This window comes from Candidatus Tisiphia endosymbiont of Ditula angustiorana (assembly GCF_964026425.1).
Classification (GTDB): Bacteria; Pseudomonadota; Alphaproteobacteria; order Rickettsiales; family Rickettsiaceae; genus Tisiphia.
This window is the reverse complement of the sequence record NZ_OZ032143.1, coordinates 1,121,162-1,139,510: the sequence shown is the minus strand read 5'-3', so window position 1 is coordinate 1,139,510 and position 18,349 is coordinate 1,121,162. Positions and strand designations below refer to the sequence as shown.

General features: G+C 31.8%; 21 protein-coding genes and 2 pseudogenes. 7 read left to right on the top strand and 16 right to left on the bottom strand.

The window, feature by feature from the left end:
• Window positions 1–4 precede the first annotated feature (4 nt).
• From AAGD29_RS05445 to AAGD29_RS05425, 5 genes and pseudogenes are all read right to left on the bottom strand, one after another.
• On the bottom strand, window positions 5–334 hold the full coding sequence (locus AAGD29_RS05445) for a hypothetical protein (RefSeq protein ID WP_341757361.1): 330 nt from the start codon (window positions 332–334) through the stop codon (window positions 5–7).
• A 295-nt stretch (window positions 335–629) separates the two neighbouring features.
• Window positions 630–737: pseudogene (locus tag AAGD29_RS05440) on the bottom strand (IS5/IS1182 family transposase); the annotation flags it as partial.
• Between the two features lie 8 nt (window positions 738–745).
• Window positions 746–967: a transposase gene (locus tag AAGD29_RS05435; RefSeq protein WP_341757360.1), complete on the bottom strand. Its 222-nt coding sequence runs from the start codon at window positions 965–967 to the stop codon at window positions 746–748.
• Window positions 968–985: 18 nt separating this feature from the next.
• Window positions 986–1,749, bottom strand: a protein-coding gene (locus tag AAGD29_RS05430; protein ID WP_341757317.1) for an IS5 family transposase whose coding sequence is annotated in 2 segments (ribosomal slippage) — window positions 986–1,414 and window positions 1,417–1,749 — 762 coding nt in all. Because the reading frame shifts where the segments join, the coding sequence is not laid out codon by codon here.
• 77 nt (window positions 1,750–1,826) lie between these two features.
• A pseudogene (locus AAGD29_RS05425) lies at window positions 1,827–2,524 on the bottom strand (IS5 family transposase); the annotation flags it as partial.
• A 67-nt stretch (window positions 2,525–2,591) separates the two neighbouring features.
• On the opposite strand from AAGD29_RS05425, the gene AAGD29_RS05420 reads away from it, so the two are divergent.
• From AAGD29_RS05420 to AAGD29_RS05395, 6 genes are all read left to right on the top strand, one after another.
• Complete coding sequence (locus AAGD29_RS05420) at window positions 2,592–2,774, top strand: hypothetical protein (protein WP_341757359.1); 183 nt, start codon at window positions 2,592–2,594, stop codon at window positions 2,772–2,774.
• Window positions 2,775–2,849: 75 nt separating this feature from the next.
• Complete coding sequence (locus tag AAGD29_RS05415) at window positions 2,850–3,143, top strand: winged helix-turn-helix domain-containing protein (protein WP_341757358.1); 294 nt, start codon at window positions 2,850–2,852, stop codon at window positions 3,141–3,143.
• Window positions 3,143–3,421, top strand: a complete 279-nt coding sequence (locus tag AAGD29_RS05410; RefSeq protein ID WP_341757357.1) for a hypothetical protein — start codon at window positions 3,143–3,145, stop codon at window positions 3,419–3,421. The genes AAGD29_RS05415 and AAGD29_RS05410 overlap by 1 nt, the downstream gene beginning before the upstream one ends.
• A gap of 17 nt (window positions 3,422–3,438) precedes the next feature.
• The gene (locus AAGD29_RS05405; RefSeq protein ID WP_341757356.1) at window positions 3,439–3,669 is read left to right on the top strand and encodes a transposase; all 231 of its coding nucleotides are present in this window, start codon (window positions 3,439–3,441) and stop codon (window positions 3,667–3,669) included.
• A gap of 302 nt (window positions 3,670–3,971) precedes the next feature.
• Window positions 3,972–4,205: a type II toxin-antitoxin system Phd/YefM family antitoxin gene (locus AAGD29_RS05400; RefSeq protein ID WP_341757355.1), complete on the top strand. Its 234-nt coding sequence runs from the start codon at window positions 3,972–3,974 to the stop codon at window positions 4,203–4,205.
• Window positions 4,198–4,479 (top strand): type II toxin-antitoxin system VapC family toxin, encoded by a 282-nt coding sequence (locus AAGD29_RS05395; RefSeq protein ID WP_341757354.1) that lies wholly within the window; start codon window positions 4,198–4,200, stop codon window positions 4,477–4,479. The genes AAGD29_RS05400 and AAGD29_RS05395 overlap by 8 nt, the downstream gene beginning before the upstream one ends.
• A 255-nt stretch (window positions 4,480–4,734) precedes the next feature.
• Here the strand turns inward: AAGD29_RS05395 and AAGD29_RS05390 are convergent, their stop codons facing one another.
• The 9 genes from AAGD29_RS05390 to tnpA all read right to left on the bottom strand — a co-directional run bounded on the left by AAGD29_RS05390 (window position 4,735) and on the right by tnpA (window position 15,369).
• Window positions 4,735–5,271, bottom strand: coding sequence for a transposase family protein (locus AAGD29_RS05390; protein WP_341757353.1), 537 nt, complete (start codon window positions 5,269–5,271; stop codon window positions 4,735–4,737).
• Between the two features lie 883 nt (window positions 5,272–6,154).
• On the bottom strand, window positions 6,155–7,795 hold the full coding sequence (locus tag AAGD29_RS05385) for a CTP synthase (RefSeq protein ID WP_341757352.1): 1,641 nt from the start codon (window positions 7,793–7,795) through the stop codon (window positions 6,155–6,157).
• A 342-nt stretch (window positions 7,796–8,137) separates the two neighbouring features.
• On the bottom strand, window positions 8,138–8,671 hold the full coding sequence (locus tag AAGD29_RS05380; RefSeq protein ID WP_341757351.1) for a hypothetical protein: 534 nt from the start codon (window positions 8,669–8,671) through the stop codon (window positions 8,138–8,140).
• 82 nt (window positions 8,672–8,753) lie between these two features.
• Window positions 8,754–10,484 carry a hypothetical protein gene (locus AAGD29_RS05375; protein ID WP_341757350.1) on the bottom strand — a complete coding sequence of 577 codons (1,731 nt, stop codon included), beginning with the start codon at window positions 10,482–10,484 and terminating at the stop codon, window positions 8,754–8,756.
• 434 nt (window positions 10,485–10,918) lie between these two features.
• On the bottom strand, window positions 10,919–11,569 hold the full coding sequence (locus AAGD29_RS05370; RefSeq protein ID WP_410521193.1) for a group II intron maturase-specific domain-containing protein: 651 nt from the start codon (window positions 11,567–11,569) through the stop codon (window positions 10,919–10,921).
• Window positions 11,570–11,845: 276 nt separating this feature from the next.
• A protein-coding gene (locus AAGD29_RS05365; RefSeq protein ID WP_341757317.1) for an IS5 family transposase occupies window positions 11,846–12,609 on the bottom strand; the annotation gives its coding sequence in 2 pieces (ribosomal slippage) (window positions 11,846–12,274 and window positions 12,277–12,609; 762 coding nt in all).
• A gap of 54 nt (window positions 12,610–12,663) precedes the next feature.
• The gene (locus tag AAGD29_RS05360; protein WP_341757349.1) at window positions 12,664–13,446 is read right to left on the bottom strand and encodes an IS982 family transposase; all 783 of its coding nucleotides are present in this window, start codon (window positions 13,444–13,446) and stop codon (window positions 12,664–12,666) included.
• Window positions 13,447–13,678: 232 nt separating this feature from the next.
• Complete coding sequence (locus tag AAGD29_RS05355) at window positions 13,679–14,818, bottom strand: ATP-binding protein (protein ID WP_341757348.1); 1,140 nt, start codon at window positions 14,816–14,818, stop codon at window positions 13,679–13,681.
• Window positions 14,819–14,964: 146 nt separating this feature from the next.
• Window positions 14,965–15,369 carry an IS200/IS605 family transposase gene (gene tnpA / locus AAGD29_RS05350; protein ID WP_341757347.1) on the bottom strand — a complete coding sequence of 135 codons (405 nt, stop codon included), beginning with the start codon at window positions 15,367–15,369 and terminating at the stop codon, window positions 14,965–14,967.
• A 49-nt stretch (window positions 15,370–15,418) separates the two neighbouring features.
• Here tnpA and AAGD29_RS05345 point away from each other — a divergent pair, with 49 nt between their 5' ends.
• Window positions 15,419–16,552, top strand: coding sequence for an RNA-guided endonuclease TnpB family protein (locus AAGD29_RS05345; protein WP_341757346.1), 1,134 nt, complete (start codon window positions 15,419–15,421; stop codon window positions 16,550–16,552).
• A gap of 296 nt (window positions 16,553–16,848) precedes the next feature.
• Here the strand turns inward: AAGD29_RS05345 and AAGD29_RS05340 are convergent, their stop codons facing one another.
• A complete protein-coding gene (locus tag AAGD29_RS05340) occupies window positions 16,849–17,250 on the bottom strand; it encodes a replication initiation protein (protein WP_341757345.1) in 402 nt (133 codons plus the stop codon).
• Between the two features lie 55 nt (window positions 17,251–17,305).
• Complete coding sequence (locus AAGD29_RS05335) at window positions 17,306–18,346, bottom strand: IS630 family transposase (RefSeq protein ID WP_341757344.1); 1,041 nt, start codon at window positions 18,344–18,346, stop codon at window positions 17,306–17,308.
• Between the last annotated feature and the right edge of the window lie 3 nt (window positions 18,347–18,349).

Below are 18,349 nucleotides of genomic sequence, written 5' to 3'. Positions count from 1 at the left end.
ATGCTTAGATTTCTACAATTATAATCATACTTTTCCTAGTTTCCAAGCCCAAACAATGTAGATTTTTTTTCAGCCAGTCTCGCTCAACACTTAACTGTCCTATTTGTTCATATAATTGTTTTATCAGTTCTTTACTATCTGGATCTTTGGTTGCGGGCTTAACTTGAAAACCACTTACTAAATTTTCTATACCTCTTTTTTTCCATACTTGTATTTGAGTTGCATGAACCCCGTATTTACTGCTTATTTGTGCTATTGTCATTTCAGCTTTTATTGCTTCTAGAACAATTTTTGTTTTTTCTGTTGCGCTATATTGCGTTGCTTTTTTAGACATATAATTTCCATTTTTTCGTTGTGAAATTATATTTCATTTTTCATTTTTACCAGTCCAGTTTTTGGGGGCCATTATACTGTCATATATGATTTTAATATACATAAGAACAAGCTCTTATGTATATTAAAATATCATATATTCAAGTTATAGTGAATTGAAATATTAGAACAAGGACTGAAGTCTTTCCCAGCTGAAGCTGGGGGTTTTAACCAAAAAGGTGACTATAAAAAGCATTTTTGATATGATCAAAGCCATAGGTAAATAATGAAAACCATTAGACCTCTTTCGAAACTGGTTAACGTAGTTCAAAATTATAAATGCCAGAGATCAAATTAAATCTAAGACCGAATCTTTTACGTCTATTTCGATATTTGTCAGCAATAATTTTGAACCGTTTTAGCATATACTCAATTAACCTGAAGAGTTACAGAAATGGTTAACGGTAATAGTCTGGAAATTATCGTTTATTAAGGTACGTAACCTATCTTTATAATCACCGATGTTGCTAAAAAATTTGTTTATTGCTTCCGAAAATTGTTCAAAATTATGATAAAATTTATTATTAGTTGTAATACGGTGCATAAACTTCCATAATCTCTCAATTGGGTTCAGATTTGGACTATATGGTGGCAAAAATACTAGGGTGTGTCATCAATTGAGCCAAATTACCATGGAAGCCATATAAACAGCACCCAAAAAGTTCTGAGATGTTTTGTCATATCGTGTTGCAATAGCTCTATATTGCTTCAATTTTGCAAAAAAGTTCTCAATCAAATGCCTAGCTTTATATAGGTCCTTATCATACTTAGCTGGATTCACACGATTCTTCTTTGGGGGAATCACAGCTATACATCCCTTATCTTTCAGCTTATCTCGCATACGTACATCGGCATCATAAGCCTTATCAGCAAGTACAGCATCCGCTTTCGTCAATTCATTCATCAAAACATCAGATCCTTGCAAATCATGAGCTTGACCCGGGGTAAGATGGAATCCCGTTGGATTCCCTAGAGCATCACATGTGGCATGGATTTTAGTACTCAGCCCCCCTTTACCTCGTCCAATTGCTTGGTCATCATCTAACTCTTTTTTTTAGCACCGGCACTATGTTGATGAGCCCTAACAATGGTTGAATCAATCATGGCATACTCGTTATCAGCATCTTCAGCCAGCATCTCAAAAACCTTTTTCCACACACCTGTCTTGCTCCACCTTGAATGACGTAGGTGAATCACTCGAAAATCTCCAAAACGTTCAGGTAGGTCTCTCCAAGGTATACCAGCCCTATATCGATACAAGACTGCTTCTACAAATAGGCGATTATCCTTGGCTGTTACACCAACAGACTCTTCCCTTCCAGGTAGCTTATCTTTAATCCGATCCCATTGATCGTCACGTAGAGCATATCGACGCATAGAGAAAATTTATCCTTAATTTTTTCTCTATTACACAACAAATAAACGCTCCTGTCAACTTAATTGATGACACACCCTAGAACTCTTTCTCCTGCTAACCTACGATTATTCTTTTTATCATTTTTAGTTAAAGGATTTTTCTTGCTTTTTTTCTTTGGTAATTCAGAATTATTGTGAATTTTTTGTATACCTTGATATCCTGTATCAGTAATCGCTTTAACCTTAGGATGGATAAGAATTTTGGATTCCTTAAATAATCTAAAGTCATGTTTTTTACCGTTAGAAAAATCTGTACATATTACTTGGTGTGTTTTCTTGTCTACCACTATTTGAGTTTTTAGTGTATGCCTTTTCTTCTTTCCTGAATAATAGAATTTTTGTTTTTTTTGGGTCTTTCTATAGGACTCTCAGTAGCATCAATCAAGACTACTTCATAATTCATATCACTCTTCATTAGAGCTTTACGACCTGGAAGAGCAAAGTTTGGGTGTTTAACTAGGGTGTCTTCTACCCATTTAACAGCTTTATATGCTGAACTTTCACTAATCCCATAGTTCTGACCTATATGGAAATAAGTACGGTATTCTCTAAGGTATTCTAAGACCATCAGCAACTGTTCCTCCAAATTGAGCTTATTTTTACGCCCACCTTTTGATTTCTTAAGACCATCAGCTTGCCTCAAAATATCCACCATCTTTGAGAATGTTCCCTTCTTTACTCCTGTTAATCGACGAAATTTTTCATCCTCTAACTCTTTAATCTGATCGAATTTCATATTATTACTTCAAATCAGATATTTATAACACCATTCTACATCATTGTCTAGTTTCGAAAGAAGCCTAATGTCAGGTTATCAATATGTTTATCCATCAGAAACAGTTTGTCGGATGGAATTTTTGTTAAAATCAGCCTCAGATATGATAGCATTTCGTAAGATTCAATGTATTTATTTACGTGCCAAGTTTTCATATTTACCTAAGCAGATTTCTGAAATTACCGGTTTAAGTATTAGTCGAGTTAGGTAAATTCATACAGCTTATTACAAACTCGGAGAATCAGTATTAAAAGAAACTAAAAGAGGTGGTAGGAATCATTGCTATATGGACGAGGCTACTGAAAGTAAAATACTGGAATCTTTTAATCATAGAGCATCACAAGGGGAAATTGTAGTAGTCAGAGAAATACAGAAAAAATATGAAGAAGTTTTGCAAAAGAAAGTAACTAAATCAGCAATCTACAAAATTTTACATCGTCATTGTTGGCGTAAAGTTTTCCCTCGTCCCCATCATCCAAAGCAAAATAAAGATGAGATGGAAGCTTTTAAAAAAACTTCAGCTCAGTGGTTACCGCCGCAAATACACAATCTAAATCACAGGGGCTTGAGTTACAAGTGATGTTTCAAGATGAGTCTCGTTTTGGAAGGATAAATGATATAAAAAGATGTTGGAGTTACAAAGGCAACAGACCTGCTGTCGCCAAACAAGTTATCCGGGAGTATAGTTATATTTATGGAGCATTTTGTCCAATTACTGGAGTATCGGATATGCTAATCTTACCTTCTATGACATTAGACTGTATGAATATTTTTTTACAAGAATTATCCACAAGACATCCTGATAAGTTTATTTTGTTGATATGTGATGGGGCATCAAATCATGTCAAACTTCTATAACAATACCACAAAACATAATGATTCATCATCTTCCACCTTTGTCTCCCCAACTAAATCCTGCTGAGAATATATGGAAAGAAATAAAAGAAAAGTTCTTTTACAACAAACTATTCCATTCAATGGAGGATGTATTAAATAGAATGTCGGATGCTATATTAAAATATGAAGCAAGTCCTCAAATTATTAAGTCTATCACTAGTTGGAACTGGATTATTAATCCTATTAATTCTGTATTGAAAGATAATTAGTATTAGATAGATAAATCTTAACTACTATACTCGATGAAAATCAACAATTGCGTTGTCGTTGTCCAAGACCTGCGGTGCTCACGTACTAATGTACGCTGTGTTCCTCGGCTTGGACACTCCTAGCACTTGTTGATTTTGATCTTCGTCTACCAACTCTTCATTTACGAGCAGTATATTATAACTACTAAGTTAATATAATCAAATGTTGACTAAATTAACCTACAATAAATATTATAAATATATTTGACTATTACATTTAACTAATTATACTATAAATTATATATTTATTATAAGTTAAAAGAATGTCTACTAAAATAGCTATTAGCCAATTTAAGTCTCATTGTCTTGAAATAATTGAAAAACTACAAGTTAATGGACAATCAGTTATAATTACTAAAAGAGAGAAAGCAATAGCTAAAGTATTACCAATTGATACCAAAAAAGTTTCATTATTTGGAATGCTTAAAAATAAAGCTGAGATAAAAGCTGATATATTAGAGCCAATTGACGAAAAATGGAACGTAGAACATGAATAATCCTATAGTACTCGATACCCATGTTTTACTATGGGCGTTGTTACAACCTGAAGAATTATCAGAAGATGTTAAACAACAAATAAATTTAGCTCAAGAAAACTCGCAATTATTTCTAAGTTTAATTTCTCTATGGGAAATTGCTATGCTTAAATTAAAAAAACGTATTAACATTTATGAACCTATAAAAAACTTCCTAGAATCTATAGCTAATATTAACGGATTATCTATCAAAGATATCTCCCCAGAAATTGCTGCAGAAAGTATTTCTCTATAATTTTCCTTGTTTTTTGCTCACGCCTTCTAGTAATTCTACATAATTGCTTTATATGCCTGTGACCATTTAGATATTCCCAAGGCATATCTATCACTTCTATTTTTCGTTGTTCAATACGACCATGATTATATTCAACATCTTTCTCAAAAGTTCGTACATTTTCCTGCTTGCTATCGCTAAAAGCTTGCTCTGTTGTTCGCAACAAATTTGCTTCATTGCCCTTTAAACATATAGCAAAATCAGCACCTTGTTGAATTATTTCTTCGCATATATCTGAGTGGTCAAAGGCTGCGTCGGCAGTGATATTTGCCCTTTGTATGTCAAATTTTGTAGTATTTCTAACATTGCTTTATTTTCGTCTTTATTCAATATTTCTTCAAAACTAATTACATACTTAGTTTTATTATTAAAACCAGTTAAAACTTGTATTGCTCTATTCTCTAAATCCTTACTACCTCTCAGAGTCTTACCATCTATATGCACTTCCTGAAACTCCTTAGTTTCCTTCATTCCGCTAATTACTTTTACAATCGCATCATGTAAATCCTTTGGATTTATCTTACGTAACATTATAGTTAATGTACTATAACATGGCGTAATAGCATTATAAAAACCTAAATTCTGTAACAGTTTTTTACTTAAAAATTTCTTAAATCTTGCTATAGACGCTATGCTATTACAATTACACAACAAACCTGCAACAATTAACCGCAATATCGCTGCTAAATTATACCTTTTCCCACGCATGTTTCTTGGATCTTTGACTTCTGATAAAAAGTTTGTTACAGTCATAAATGCTCCGTTATTTGTAGTTGAAAATCTTTTGACGAAGCATTTTACATTAAACTCATGTTACAGGGCTTATTTCTTTTCTTGCCTAAATTTGCTAAAAAATAATTTTGATTATTTTTATCAAAATACTTGCAAAAATCATCAATTGAGCAGAATATTTTCTCTAGGGAAGCGAACATAGTTACCTCTTTAATTGTCAGTTAAAATTAGTAACTTTAATTCACTTCCCACTACACTGCAACCCTTATATCTTTATATAATCCTTCTACTCTTATATCGAACTTAGGTTATTTTAAATAAAATGGTAGCTTTCAAATATCGAAATTATTGACTGATAACAATAACATACTTATCCTAAAACGAAGTTTTAGGATAAAGTGAAGACCAATCTCTGAACTTTATAAAAAACGTAATGGATTTGATAAATTTTTTCAAATTCACAGCAGAAGCAATTTAGTAAATTGAATCTTGCTAAATTTCCTGTACCTAATTTTTGAAAATTACCAAAGTAACAAAAATACATTGCCCTAGATACTAGCCTTTCAATCTTTGGTCTTATTTTTATAGTCGTCTTGTATTCCTGTTCATCAAGGTATCTATTTAGTACGTGGCAAACCTTTACAGGATCAGGGTTTCAAGAAGAATAATTTTACCACATAATAAAAATTCTTAACGTTAGGATATGGGATTGCAGACAAGTGTTTAATTTAGCTCTTTGACAGCGAAATCTGCGTATATCAAGAGGTTAAAGGCATGCCGTTCACCTGAACAGATACTCATCAAGACGTACCCCCCATTTTTAGCTGGACTCCATTTATTGAACCTAAAATTATTTATGCCTTCATGCAAGCAACCTGTGTAAATGATCATCCTACATTCTGTTCTAAACACCAAACCGTAGGCTAGAGCTTGCAGACTTAATAAATTCTACAAATAGTGGATGAGGGGCAAATATTCTAGATTTTAACTCTGGATGGAACTGCACTCCTATAAAATATGGATGTTTTAACAATTCAACAATTTCAACCATATCATTATCAGATGCATAACCACTAAATATCATATCAGTATTTTGAAATTGTTTTTTAAACATCATATTAAAAGTATATCTATGTCTATACCTCTCTGTAATATTTGTTTTTTTATAAATTTTATAAGCAAGTGTATCATTTATAATAGAACACGGATAACTTCCTAATCTCATTGTTCCACCTACTTGTTGACTGTTTTCTCTATTTTCTATTAAACTACCTCTAATCCATTCTTTCATATTACATATTATATTAGTCCCTTTAATATTAAACTCAGAAGAAGTAGCATCTTTTATATTTAATACATGTCTTGCATATTCAATTAATGCTAATTGCATGCCTAAACAAATCCCTACAAAAGGTATTTTATTCTCCCTAACATACTTAATTGCTAGGATCTTACCTTCCGTATCACGTACTCCAAAACCACCAAGAACTAAAACTCCTGCACTGTCCGCAAGTTTTTCCGTAATATTTTCTTCTGTTATTTCACCTGCATCAACCCACTTAATTATTACCTTATACCTATTAGCAACTCCCGCATGCATTAATGATTCAGTTACCGACTTATAAGCATCTTTAGTTTTCATATATTTTCCGACAATCGCAATGGTAATGTGTGTTTTTAAATTCGAAATTTGTCTAACAATATTATTCCATTTTTTTGTATTAGCTAAAATTGTAGGGGCTACTCCAAAATGCTTTAATATCTGTACACATAAATTATCACCTCTATATGCAGTAAGAGCTTTATAAATATTTTTTTGGTCTAATGCCTGAATTACTCTTTCTTGACTTATATTACAATGAAGAGCTACTTTTTGTTTTATGTCAATAGGAAGAGGTTTTTCTGACCTTAAAAGTAGTATATCTGGTTGAATACCTGCTCCTCTTAATTCTTTGACAGAATGTTGAGTTGGTTTGGTTTTAAGTTCTTTTGCTACTCTTAAATATGGTACTAAAGTTATGTGAATAAAAGCTGTATTCTCTTTACCTAGGTCATAACGAATCTGACGGATAGCTTCTAAGAAAGGTTGGGCTTCAATATCTCCTACTGTACCCCCAATTTCACAAATAATAAAATCTTCCTTATTAAGATTAGAAGTAATAAATTCCTTTATTAGGTTAGTAACATTAGGTATGACCTGTACTGTTTTGCCAAGGTAGGCACCTTGGCGTTCCCCTAATAATAAATCAGAGTATATTTTACCAGCTGTAACATGATCACGTTTTGTAGTATTAACAGCAGTAAAACGCTCATAATGACCTAGGTCTAAATCAGTTTCTGCTCCATCTTCAGTTACAAAAACCTCTCCATGTTCATTAGGTTGCATAGTACCGGAATCAATATTAAAGTAGGGATCAAGTTTTCTTAAACGCACCCTATATCCATATTCCTGTAACAAGACACCAATAATCCCACTAGCAACACCTTTACCTAATGAAGAAACTACTCCTCCTGTTATAAAAATAAATTTTACTAAGTTATGCATTAAATAATTACTGACCTAAGCTAAAGTTATACATAATATTGGAACTTGACCATTGAAAAGACAAGTACGATTATTGGTTCTTCAAGTTATAATTTACGCTACTATAGGAATAGTATATTGTTGCATTATTAAAGTTATAATAATTTTAAATAAGAAAAAGAGGAAATAGTTGCTCTTAGTATCTTTAATATATAAAATCATTGTAATAACTAATATCGGATTTAGTCTCTACTTGCTTTATTACCCAATAGATAAGGGTCGTATGAGATGAATGGCTTATGTATAGTTTGAAGCTAGAGGAGAAATTCCTCTAGCTTGCTTGACTATACATATTATGATGCCTTATAAAGTATCTACCATACTACCACTTGCCCCATCATCTCCCATAGTAGTAACTGCTTTTGATGGTTCATGGCAGACAATTAATAGAGCTTGATCTACTATTTCTGATATCTTAGATTTGTAAGATTCATCTGTTAATTCTTGATATTTAGTACGTAATAATTTATTAAGGTCACTATGTATAGCATTTCCATCTTCTCTTACGCATCTATATTTTTGTGCTTCTATTATAGCGTTTGCTAAAACTCTACACTCATTTAGCTTTAATTTCTGATTATTACTAAACTTTTCATGATCAATAGCATTAATAAGCGTAGATAACCTATCAAATTTATTTTCAGCAATATACTTTATAATTAATGACTTTTCTGCTTCATAAAATGCAATTTTTGACTGAGCGTTTGTGTTGGGATTATCATTAATTAGATTTTCTTCTACCCATTGAGTAATAGGCTCAGGGTTATTAAGAATGCTATGAATAAAAAATCTCGAATGATTTTCCTCTAAAACCATTTGTAAGTTACTTTTAGGCATACAATGTTCTCCTGTAATTTGTTGATATGAAATATATTATACCTTTTAATTTAATAACTATTGATGCAATTACGTTGCAAGCTTAGGTTAATTCATAATTATCTATCATAGGTTCAGATGCACCAGTTACATTAATAGACTCATTATATTTTACATACTCACTATTAATTTGTTCTTTCCACTGGTTATCCAAAGTTATTGTTTTCCCATGACAATCTTTAGTGTTTTTATAATCATTTTGTACTAATTTTAGAAATGCATTGAATATTTCTTTCATCCCTTCTTGACTATCATTTATTGTACATCCTGTTTTTAACCCTTTAAAAGGTATTAGTGAAATTATTATATGAGTAGTAACTTTTTTTTGTAGTATGTCTTTTATAGTGTTATTATCCATGTTTGAACGAAATATTGCATTATCATTGTAACCTTTTCTAGAATTATATTGTAATTCTCTATACAGTTTTCCTTCTTGTATTGAATATTTTGCTGTTGTTGTTCCACTGGCGGAAGGATATACTGCAATAGTATTATGAGCTTCACCTTTTTGTCTAGGTGCCAATACTTTTGTTTCTAATGGTTTAAAATCAAACACTGAGTATAGATGCTTTGCAACGTGAAATTGAAAAATATTATGTAAATTATTATCAAAATCAATTTTTGTATTATATTGGGAATTAGTAGGGTTTACACCTCCTATTTTAACATTAAAATTATATTTAGTATTATATTGATCTTGATATTTATGCATTTCTTCTGTTATGTGGTGAATATTTAGTTTCCCAAATATTAAGGAATTTATAATATCTAATGCTTTCGCTGCTCTTTTAACTATTGATCCCTCATTGTTTACAATTCTAATACGCTCATCATATTGTAGGACGGGATATTTAGTAATTTCAGTGTGAGACTTTATAGTATATTCCTGCTGTTCTAATTTTAATGTTGCTGCTTTTTTTGCATCATCTTTATTTTTATATACACGTATCTCTTCCAATAAAGAATTACCTTCGTCAGGGAAAGCAGCATACTTATCCTGATTAAATAAAGTTAATATTATTCTTGCAATTCCTTCACAAGTCATTGTTATAGTATTAAGGTCATTTGCATCCAGTATTACTTCAGTGAGGTATCTTATACCATAAGTGATATATTTGCTAAATTTAGAACTAAAATCTGTCTTAGCTTTATCTTTTTCGTTTTGAGAAAAATCATTACAATTTATAAATTGTGTTATAAGGGCATCGTCATATATTAAGTAATATTCTCTACTAGTAGTAGATAGTTTAAATATTTCTTGTTCTTCAATTTGCAATGTGGAGTTAGCAACTAGTTTAGAATGTTGCTCAGTAGTTAAACATATTCCGTCTTTAGTGCTGATTATAGGCTTAATAGCTTCTAGTATATTTTCCATATAAGCCATGTAGTCACTTTGCTCTTTCTTTGCTACAACCATTTCCTTAATAGCTTTTTCTATGAAAGCATATGGAGTCACATGTCGCATTTGTTTTTTTGAACTTCCTAGTAGTTTAGGACGTCCTACTATTAAGATTTGATTATCGTTTATATCTTCATTAATTATGATATCTACTAACGCATCTTGACTCATATCTATTTTAAAGAGATGTTCTAAAAACTTATAAATATAAGATTTATGTTTTTTTGTAACAAGTAAAGGATTCATAGGTGTGGAGTGAAATACTTCAGCACTGCTACTACTAGGTAAGTTGGTTGATGAACTAGAAGATTGAGTGGAGATAATGCTTTGCTGACTTATAATACTACTAGATTCTTTTTTGCTTTTTCTATCCATAATTTTGTGTTTGTGTTAAATATAATTCCATATAAAGGATCACGACGGGCATGTTAACATGTTTTATTTTGGAAAGCAACAAATTTTATAATTTAATTTAATTAACTATTTATGATAGTTATGCTTTATGAGTATATGGCTGGATACTCTTAAATTAATAATACTTGGGGTATCAGTAATATTTCTGTTATTATTATAAATAGTTATACCAATTCCCGGATTTAATTTAGTAAATAATTCATACAACAAATCGATTTAATTAACGTCAATTCGGGATAAGGATATTGAGAACATGTAGATTAAAATCAAATTTTGTTGAAGGCTTATTTTTTTTTAATGAGTCGGGTAATGAAAGAAAGTTACCTTTCTCCCATCCCCTAAGAACCGTACAGGATACTTTCGCATCATACGGCTCAAGCCTCTTAAAGCCCAATTTATTTAGAACCAGCTTCAACATTGAATCTCCGATTATGGATCTGTTTATGGCAATTGATGTGTAGCATCATCAAATTTGAGCTCCTATTATCACCACCTTTTGATTTTGGGATAACATGATGTATATCCCAATCTGTTTCTAATGTGATGATTTGCGTGCAATTCGGACACTTACCTTTTTGCTTATTCCATAGACTTAATAATTTTCTGTTATCTGATAAAGATTCATACATTTTATGTTTTAATCTTTTTTCAAAATAATCATCCCATTGCTTATCATATGGATTAGCTTCGGACAAAATCTTTACATGTCGCTTAATAGGTAGTTTAGCTGGGTCAATAAGCTTATAAATAATTGGTTCTTCCCCTAATTTTGGCTTGTCAGCTATACAAGCAAATCTCCAAGCATCACCTCTTATAAACTTAAAATACTTATTCTTAACCCAGTTACTACTCTTATTTGGATGCCGACGTTTAGACCATCGCCATACAATCTTAAATATCTCGTGCCTTAATTTACTGAAACTCTCTTTAGCAACTATATGTCTATGATATAAAGTCCAACCCCTGATAATAGGGTTGAGCATAGTTATCAATAAAACTTGTTTGATCATCTTATTATCTTTAGCAATTTTCCTTATCTTTCTTATGACGTTTTGTAAGTTGTTTTTAGATGGCTTGATAAGAAACTTGCCATTATATACTGCTCGTAAATGAAGAGTTGGTAGACGAAGATCAAAATCAACAAGTGCTAGGAGTGTCCAAGCCGAGGAGCACAGCGTACATTAGTACGTGAGCACCGCAGGTCTTGGACAACAACAACGCAATTGTTGATTTTCATCGAGTATATTTCCGTACATTCTGTCCTAAGAAATTAAAACCTTGATCAATATGAGTAATTTTGGTTTTAGTACTAGGGTGTGTCATCAATTGAGCCAAATTACCATGGAAGCCATATAAACAGCACCCAAAAAGTTCTGAGATGTTTTGTCATATCGTGTTGCAATAGCTCTATATTGCTTCAATTTTGCAAAAAAGTTCTCAATCAAATGCCTAGCTTTATATAGGTCCTTATCATACTTAGCTGGATTCACACGATTCTTCTTTGGGGGAATCACAGCTATACATCCCTTATCTTTCAGCTTATCTCGCATACGTACATCGGCATCATAAGCCTTATCAGCAAGTACAGCATCCGCTTTCGTCAATTCATTCATCAAAACATCAGATCCTTGCAAATCATGAGCTTGACCCGGGGTAAGATGGAATCCCGTTGGATTCCCTAGAGCATCACATGTGGCATGGATTTTAGTACTCAGCCCCCCTTTACCTCGTCCAATTGCTTGGTCATCATCTAACTCTTTTTTTTAGCACCGGCACTATGTTGATGAGCCCTAACAATGGTTGAATCAATCATGGCATACTCGTTATCAGCATCTTCAGCCAGCATCTCAAAAACCTTTTTCCACACACCTGTCTTGCTCCACCTTGAATGACGTAGGTGAATCACTCGAAAATCTCCAAAACGTTCAGGTAGGTCTCTCCAAGGTATACCAGCCCTATATCGATACAAGACTGCTTCTACAAATAGGCGATTATCCTTGGCTGTTACACCAACAGACTCTTCCCTTCCAGGTAGCTTATCTTTAATCCGATCCCATTGATCGTCACGTAGAGCATATCGACGCATAGAGAAAATTTATCCTTAATTTTTTCTCTATTACACAACAAATAAACGCTCCTGTCAACTTAATTGATGACACACCCTAGTATGTTCAAGGTTCATTTTATTTTTTAGATAATCAAAAACTGTTTCAATTAAGTTACGCTTTCGAAGTAAGATTTTTTCTTTCAAATCCATTAATTTATTTTCCATATTCTTCTTAATTCCATGAATCATTTTTAAGCCTCTTTCATATAAATTTAAGAACAAATTTTGCTTAATATAACCTTTATCAGCTGCTATAATTCCAGTTAATCTTTTTGTTAACTCCGGTACTGGAATCCTATCATCTACATTGCCTTTGGTCACTTTTAATGCCATAAACTTCCCTTTATTATTGATTATTACATGTAATTTAAAACCATAAAAATACCCCATAGAGGATTTACTATGTTTGGCTAATCCTTTAAAAACTTTATTGCTATAACGCCTTTTATTGTGACAAGCTTTAATCGTTGTAGAGTCAATAAAATAAATACCTGTTTCCTCACCAAACAACAAATGAATCAACATATTTAGCGGTATGAATAATCGTGCCATTAATTCAACAAATCTATTATAACTCAAGGCTTTAGGGAAATCATCCTTATGCATGCACTCTATATAACTTTTATAGAAAAATTTAAAATTCTTAGCATAGGATGTATGAAACATAATTATTATTGTTAACATTTCACTTAAACTCATGCTACAACAGCGATTTCTCTGCTTATTTGATGGTAATAACTTTCTCTGTTCATACTCCAAATAAATTTTACAAAAATCATCTATAAAACTATATAATTCTGTGATATCTTTTTTCATGCCTGTAGTTTGTTTTTTTGTTTAAAAATATAAATACTGCAGGCACTCCTTTTTGACAATCCTTTTATCTATTACTATTTCATCTATATCTTATCCCAAACTGACGTGTAATAGCCTTAAAAGCATCTTAAAACGCATTTGCTTGTCCCAGTTAATACTATACAAGATATTGAAATTGCAGCTGTAAGACTTAGATGTATTGGCTTGCAATCATAAACACAAATTCTAGCAATCAAGGAAAGTTTTTGATTAAGGATGTTAGACCAATAGCCTCTACTTTTTCAGATAATTTAAAATTGATGTCTCCAGGAAAAATAATTTTTATTTGATCAAGTTTTAAATCTTCTAAACTGATTTTTATTGATGGGGTAATTTTAGGAGTATCAGTGTACTTAAATTCAAATCCTATACGTTTACCATCTTTGAAAATTAAAAGGTCTATTTCTGCCATGTTATGAGAAGACCAAAAATAACACTCTTCTGTTTCTGCATTGTAATATCTAATGGTTTGTTCTAAGGCAAAACCTTCCCAAGATGCACCTATTTTAGGGCTATAAATAATAGCTTCACTATTATTTAGTCCTAAGAGAGTATGATAAATGCCACTATCTCTAAAATAGATTTTTGGTGTTTTAACTTGTCTCTTTTTTAAATTTTCATACCATGGTTGCAAGACTCGAATCATAAATGTTCCTTCTAAAATATCGAGATAATGCTTTGCCGTGTGATAAGAAATACCTAAAGATTTACCTAACTCTGAAGCATTAAATATCCCTCCGTGATAATGACAAATCATAATCCAAAACTTACGTAACTGCATTGCAGGTATCGAGAATCCCAAATTTGGTATATCTCTCTCTAAAAAGGTTTTGATATAATTTTGTCGCCATAAAAAACTTAATTCATCACTTTTAGCAAGATATGATAAAGGGAATCCTCCACGTAACCATAATTTGTTAGTGTCTGAAATTTCTGATATCTCAAATGGAGTCATTTCTATGTAACCAATTCGTCCAGCCAATGTTTCTGAACTTTGTTTAATTAGGTCTTTTGAGGCACTTCCTAATACTAAAAACTTAATATTTTCTCTGTCGGCTAATACTCTAAGGATAGAAAATAAATTGGGTTTATATTGGATTTCATCAATAATAACGAAACCTTGTAAGTCGGAAAGAGCAAGCATAGGTTCTCTAAGTCTTGCTAAATCTAAAGGATTTTCAAGATCAAAAATATTAATTTGGGGGATCTTTTTTAAACTAGCAAATTGTCGAGAAAATGTTGTTTTACCGCACTGCCTTGGTCCAAGTAATGCACAAACTTTATGAATTTGAAAATGTTGCTCAACTAGTGAAAGGAATTTTTGTCTAAGCATTTTAATTTACTAACTATGAAAATTAGCAATTATACTTCTAATTTTCATAGTTAGTAAATTATTTTGTGCTTATTAAGGATTTCTAGTAATTTTTTATAAAGAACGCCGTAAAACCCATATGTCTTTAGCATGTGGGATGTAAGGCGTTACTTACCTTGAGTTTCAATATATCGTCTAATTGTATCGGCATTAGCTTCGCCAATCGAGCAAACAAAATAACCATCCGACCAAAAAGTATTTTCTTTCCAAAATTGTTGTTTTAAATATTCATAGTGTAACTTCCATATTCTGTATGTAGATATTGATTTTAAGCGATTAACAATAGAACTAATAGCAAATTGAGGAGTGATATTTAATAATATATGAATATGATCTTGGTCAGTTTCGATGATGTCGATCGAGAAAGAAAAGTTTTTAGATACCTCAAAAATAATTTGTTTAATATTATCTAAAATTGCTTTGGACAAAAGCTTTTTTCTATATTTACAAACAAATATTAAGTGTATTTTTATGCTGTATTTACATCTATTTTTTGAAATATAGTTTGACATTATACCACAAGTATTATACTATATGCTATGATAGTATAATTTAATAATAATGCAAACTAATTTCGCTTACAAATATCGAATATATCCGACTAAAGAGCAAAAGCAATTACTCTCTAAACACTTTGGTTGCGTGCGTTTTGTATGGAATTATTTTTTAAATGAAAGAAAGGAACACTATTTAAAAAATAAAGAAGAAATAGAAGCAAAAAGGATAAAAGGTAATTTAAATTATTACGATAATGCAAAACGACTAACCTTGCTAAAACGAGAAAAAGAGTGGTTAAGAGATTGTAATTCTCAAAGTCTACAAGCAACCTTAAAGCATCTTGATAGTGCTTATAGAATGTTCTTTAGGAAGACTCATGCTTTTCCTAATTTTAAGGATAAAGATGCTAAGCAGTCTTTTACAATTCCACAACATTTTAAATTGGAGGATAATAAAATACACTTTCCTAAATTTAATGAGGGGATAAAAGTTGAAGAACATAGAAAATTACAAGGTAAATTTGTAGTAGCAACATTATCTAAAAGCACTACAAATAAGTATTACATTTCTATCATTGTTGAGAAAGAAATACAAACCTCTTCGTTAATAGAAAAATCAATAGGTATCGATTTAGGAATAAAAGACTTAATAGTTTGTTCTGACGGTAAGAAGTATCACAATATCAGATCATTATCTAATTTAGAAAACAAGTTAAGATATAAGCAAAAACAATTATCAAAAAAAGTAAAAGGAAGCAATAACAGAAAAAAAGCTAAGCATAAAGTGGCTATTGTTCACGAGAAAATTAAAAATACTAGAAGCGATTATATTCATAAAATTACTAAAGCAATTATCAACGAAAACCAAGTAATAATTGCAGAAGATCTACATGTTAAAGGTATGATGCGAAACCATAAGTTAGCTAAAGCAATTAGCGATGTAGCTTGGCATGAGATACATAGACAACTTGAATATAAAAGTAAATGGAATGGTAGAGCCTATCATATAATAGATCGGTTTTTTCCTTCTAGCAAAATGTGCAGTTCTTGTAATTTTGTTAATGATCAACTAACACTAAAAGATAGAACATGGAGTTGTCCAAGTTGTGGTACTCAATTAGACCGGGATTTAAACGCATCAATAAATATACTAAATCAAGGTCTAAACAATTTACAGGCGGTAGGGATTACCGTCTAAAGCTTGGGGAGCTGCCCGTTCTAACAAGGAGCGTTGAACCAAGAAGCCAAATGGTCTTTAGCCGTTTGGTAATTCACATCGACTAAACGTCGCGGTCTATATGGTGGAAGACCAGTGGCTATTAATCCCGAGAAAATAGAAAAAATCCAAGAAGTTTTAAGAGTTGGCAAAACCAAAGCTTCTATCTGTAGAAACTTTGGCATTAAACGTTATATCGCACTTTGATTTACCTTCGGAAAAATCTGAGGTTTACGCTTAGAACCCCTATTAGCTAAACATAAAAAGACTAATACAATTTACTTTGGCTTGGTTTTAATATTATTAAAAGAAAACTGATTTCCTAAAATCTCAGAAAGTTTTGATAATTCCGGTTCACTTTTCTTTTTTGATGCAGGTCGAGATTTTGGCTTTAGGTAAACATTACTGGTAATACCAGTTTTTTGATTAACTACCTTATAAACTGTAGCTTTGTTAAAGTAGAACTCTACAGCAACCACTTTACGCCCTTTTTTAATTTCTTTAAATCTTAAATCTAGATTATATTGATTATTGATTTCTTGGCAGGCATGAATAAAGGTCTTACGTTTGAAATCAGCATAAAGTTTTAACTTATCACCAACAGCAAAGCCTTCTCTTAATTGGTCAACCGATTTACGTACCCATCCAGTCTCTTTAAATTCTTGGATTAACTCATACAAGCGAGTTGTGTAAAAACTACCAAAATTAACTATTTCCTTAAGATTATATACTCAATTAACCTGAAGAGTTGCAGAAATGGTTAACGGTAATAGTTTGGAAATTATCGTTTATTAAGGTACGTAACCTATCTTTATAATCACCGATGTTGCTAAAAAATTTGTTTATTGCTTCCGAAAATTGTTCAAAATTATGATAAAATTTATTATTAGTTGTAATACGGTGCATAAACTTCCATAATCTCTCAATTGGGTTCAGATTTGGACTATATGGTGGCAAAAATACTAGCTCTATTTTCGTATTTACTAGGTATTCCTTGACTTTCTTGGATTTGTGGTAACTAGCATTGTCACAGATTAAATATATTCTCTCCTTGTCACTATTCTCCTCTTCTAACTTTTGTAAAAAATTAACTATCTGCTCCCCATTTATTTTGGGGTTCTCTGTACTTACTAACTGCAAATCGGCTAGGTTAATAGCACCAATCATGTGCTTTCTTTTCCAGCCACTGAATGTTGGTAAGGTTTTATCTTGGTTCTTTCTTATCCAACCACACCTTGCCCTTGCTTGATACTGAGGATGAACACCATCCATAAAATATATAGCTTCCTTATCTCTGAGATTCCCTTTTAGCAAACTGTAGTTTAACTTAAATAACTCTTGCTTGTCAAAATCCAGCTTAGCCGGTACTATTTTCGGCTTCTTGTAAACAAATCCCAGTTTGTATAGTAATTTTGTTACTCCCGTTATCGTATATGTCACACCATATTTGTTCTCAATGTGATGCATAATATCTTTCGCATAAACATAATTATTTGCTTCTAGGTGAGTCACTAATTCTGTCTTCTCACCATCACTTAATTTGCTTGCACTACCCCCATTGTCGGTATTAAGCTTATTGGCTTTTTGATAATCAACAATATGTTTTCTTATCGCTTCGTGGCTCAAGAGTAGTACCTTAGCAATCTCTACATTACTATACCCATCGTCATACATCAAAACTGCCTTAATACGATCACGTATGCGTCCGTCTCGTTCTGTCTTATGACGTTCCTTCAACTTTTCTCTTTGTTCTTCTGTCAATACATTCTTACTCATAAT

Coding starts and splice junctions, on each gene's coding strand:
- AAGD29_RS05445 (WP_341757361.1), bottom strand. CDS start 334: ATGTCTAAAAAAGCAACGCAATATAGCGCAACAGAAAAAACAAAAATT.
- AAGD29_RS05420 (WP_341757359.1), top strand. CDS start 2,592: ATGTCAGGTTATCAATATGTTTATCCATCAGAAACAGTTTGTCGGATG.
- AAGD29_RS05415 (WP_341757358.1), top strand. CDS start 2,850: ATGGACGAGGCTACTGAAAGTAAAATACTGGAATCTTTTAATCATAGA.
- AAGD29_RS05410 (WP_341757357.1), top strand. CDS start 3,143: ATGTTTCAAGATGAGTCTCGTTTTGGAAGGATAAATGATATAAAAAGA.
- AAGD29_RS05405 (WP_341757356.1), top strand. CDS start 3,439: ATGATTCATCATCTTCCACCTTTGTCTCCCCAACTAAATCCTGCTGAG.
- AAGD29_RS05400 (WP_341757355.1), top strand. CDS start 3,972: ATGTCTACTAAAATAGCTATTAGCCAATTTAAGTCTCATTGTCTTGAA.
- AAGD29_RS05395 (WP_341757354.1), top strand. CDS start 4,198: ATGAATAATCCTATAGTACTCGATACCCATGTTTTACTATGGGCGTTG.
- AAGD29_RS05390 (WP_341757353.1), bottom strand. CDS start 5,271: ATGACTGTAACAAACTTTTTATCAGAAGTCAAAGATCCAAGAAACATG.
- AAGD29_RS05385 (WP_341757352.1), bottom strand. CDS start 7,795: ATGCATAACTTAGTAAAATTTATTTTTATAACAGGAGGAGTAGTTTCT.
- AAGD29_RS05380 (WP_341757351.1), bottom strand. CDS start 8,671: ATGCCTAAAAGTAACTTACAAATGGTTTTAGAGGAAAATCATTCGAGA.
- AAGD29_RS05375 (WP_341757350.1), bottom strand. CDS start 10,484: ATGGATAGAAAAAGCAAAAAAGAATCTAGTAGTATTATAAGTCAGCAA.
- AAGD29_RS05360 (WP_341757349.1), bottom strand. CDS start 13,446: ATGAAAAAAGATATCACAGAATTATATAGTTTTATAGATGATTTTTGT.
- AAGD29_RS05355 (WP_341757348.1), bottom strand. CDS start 14,818: ATGCTTAGACAAAAATTCCTTTCACTAGTTGAGCAACATTTTCAAATT.
- tnpA (WP_341757347.1), bottom strand. CDS start 15,369: ATGTCAAACTATATTTCAAAAAATAGATGTAAATACAGCATAAAAATA.
- AAGD29_RS05345 (WP_341757346.1), top strand. CDS start 15,419: ATGCAAACTAATTTCGCTTACAAATATCGAATATATCCGACTAAAGAG.
- AAGD29_RS05335 (WP_341757344.1), bottom strand. CDS start 18,346: ATGAGTAAGAATGTATTGACAGAAGAACAAAGAGAAAAGTTGAAGGAA.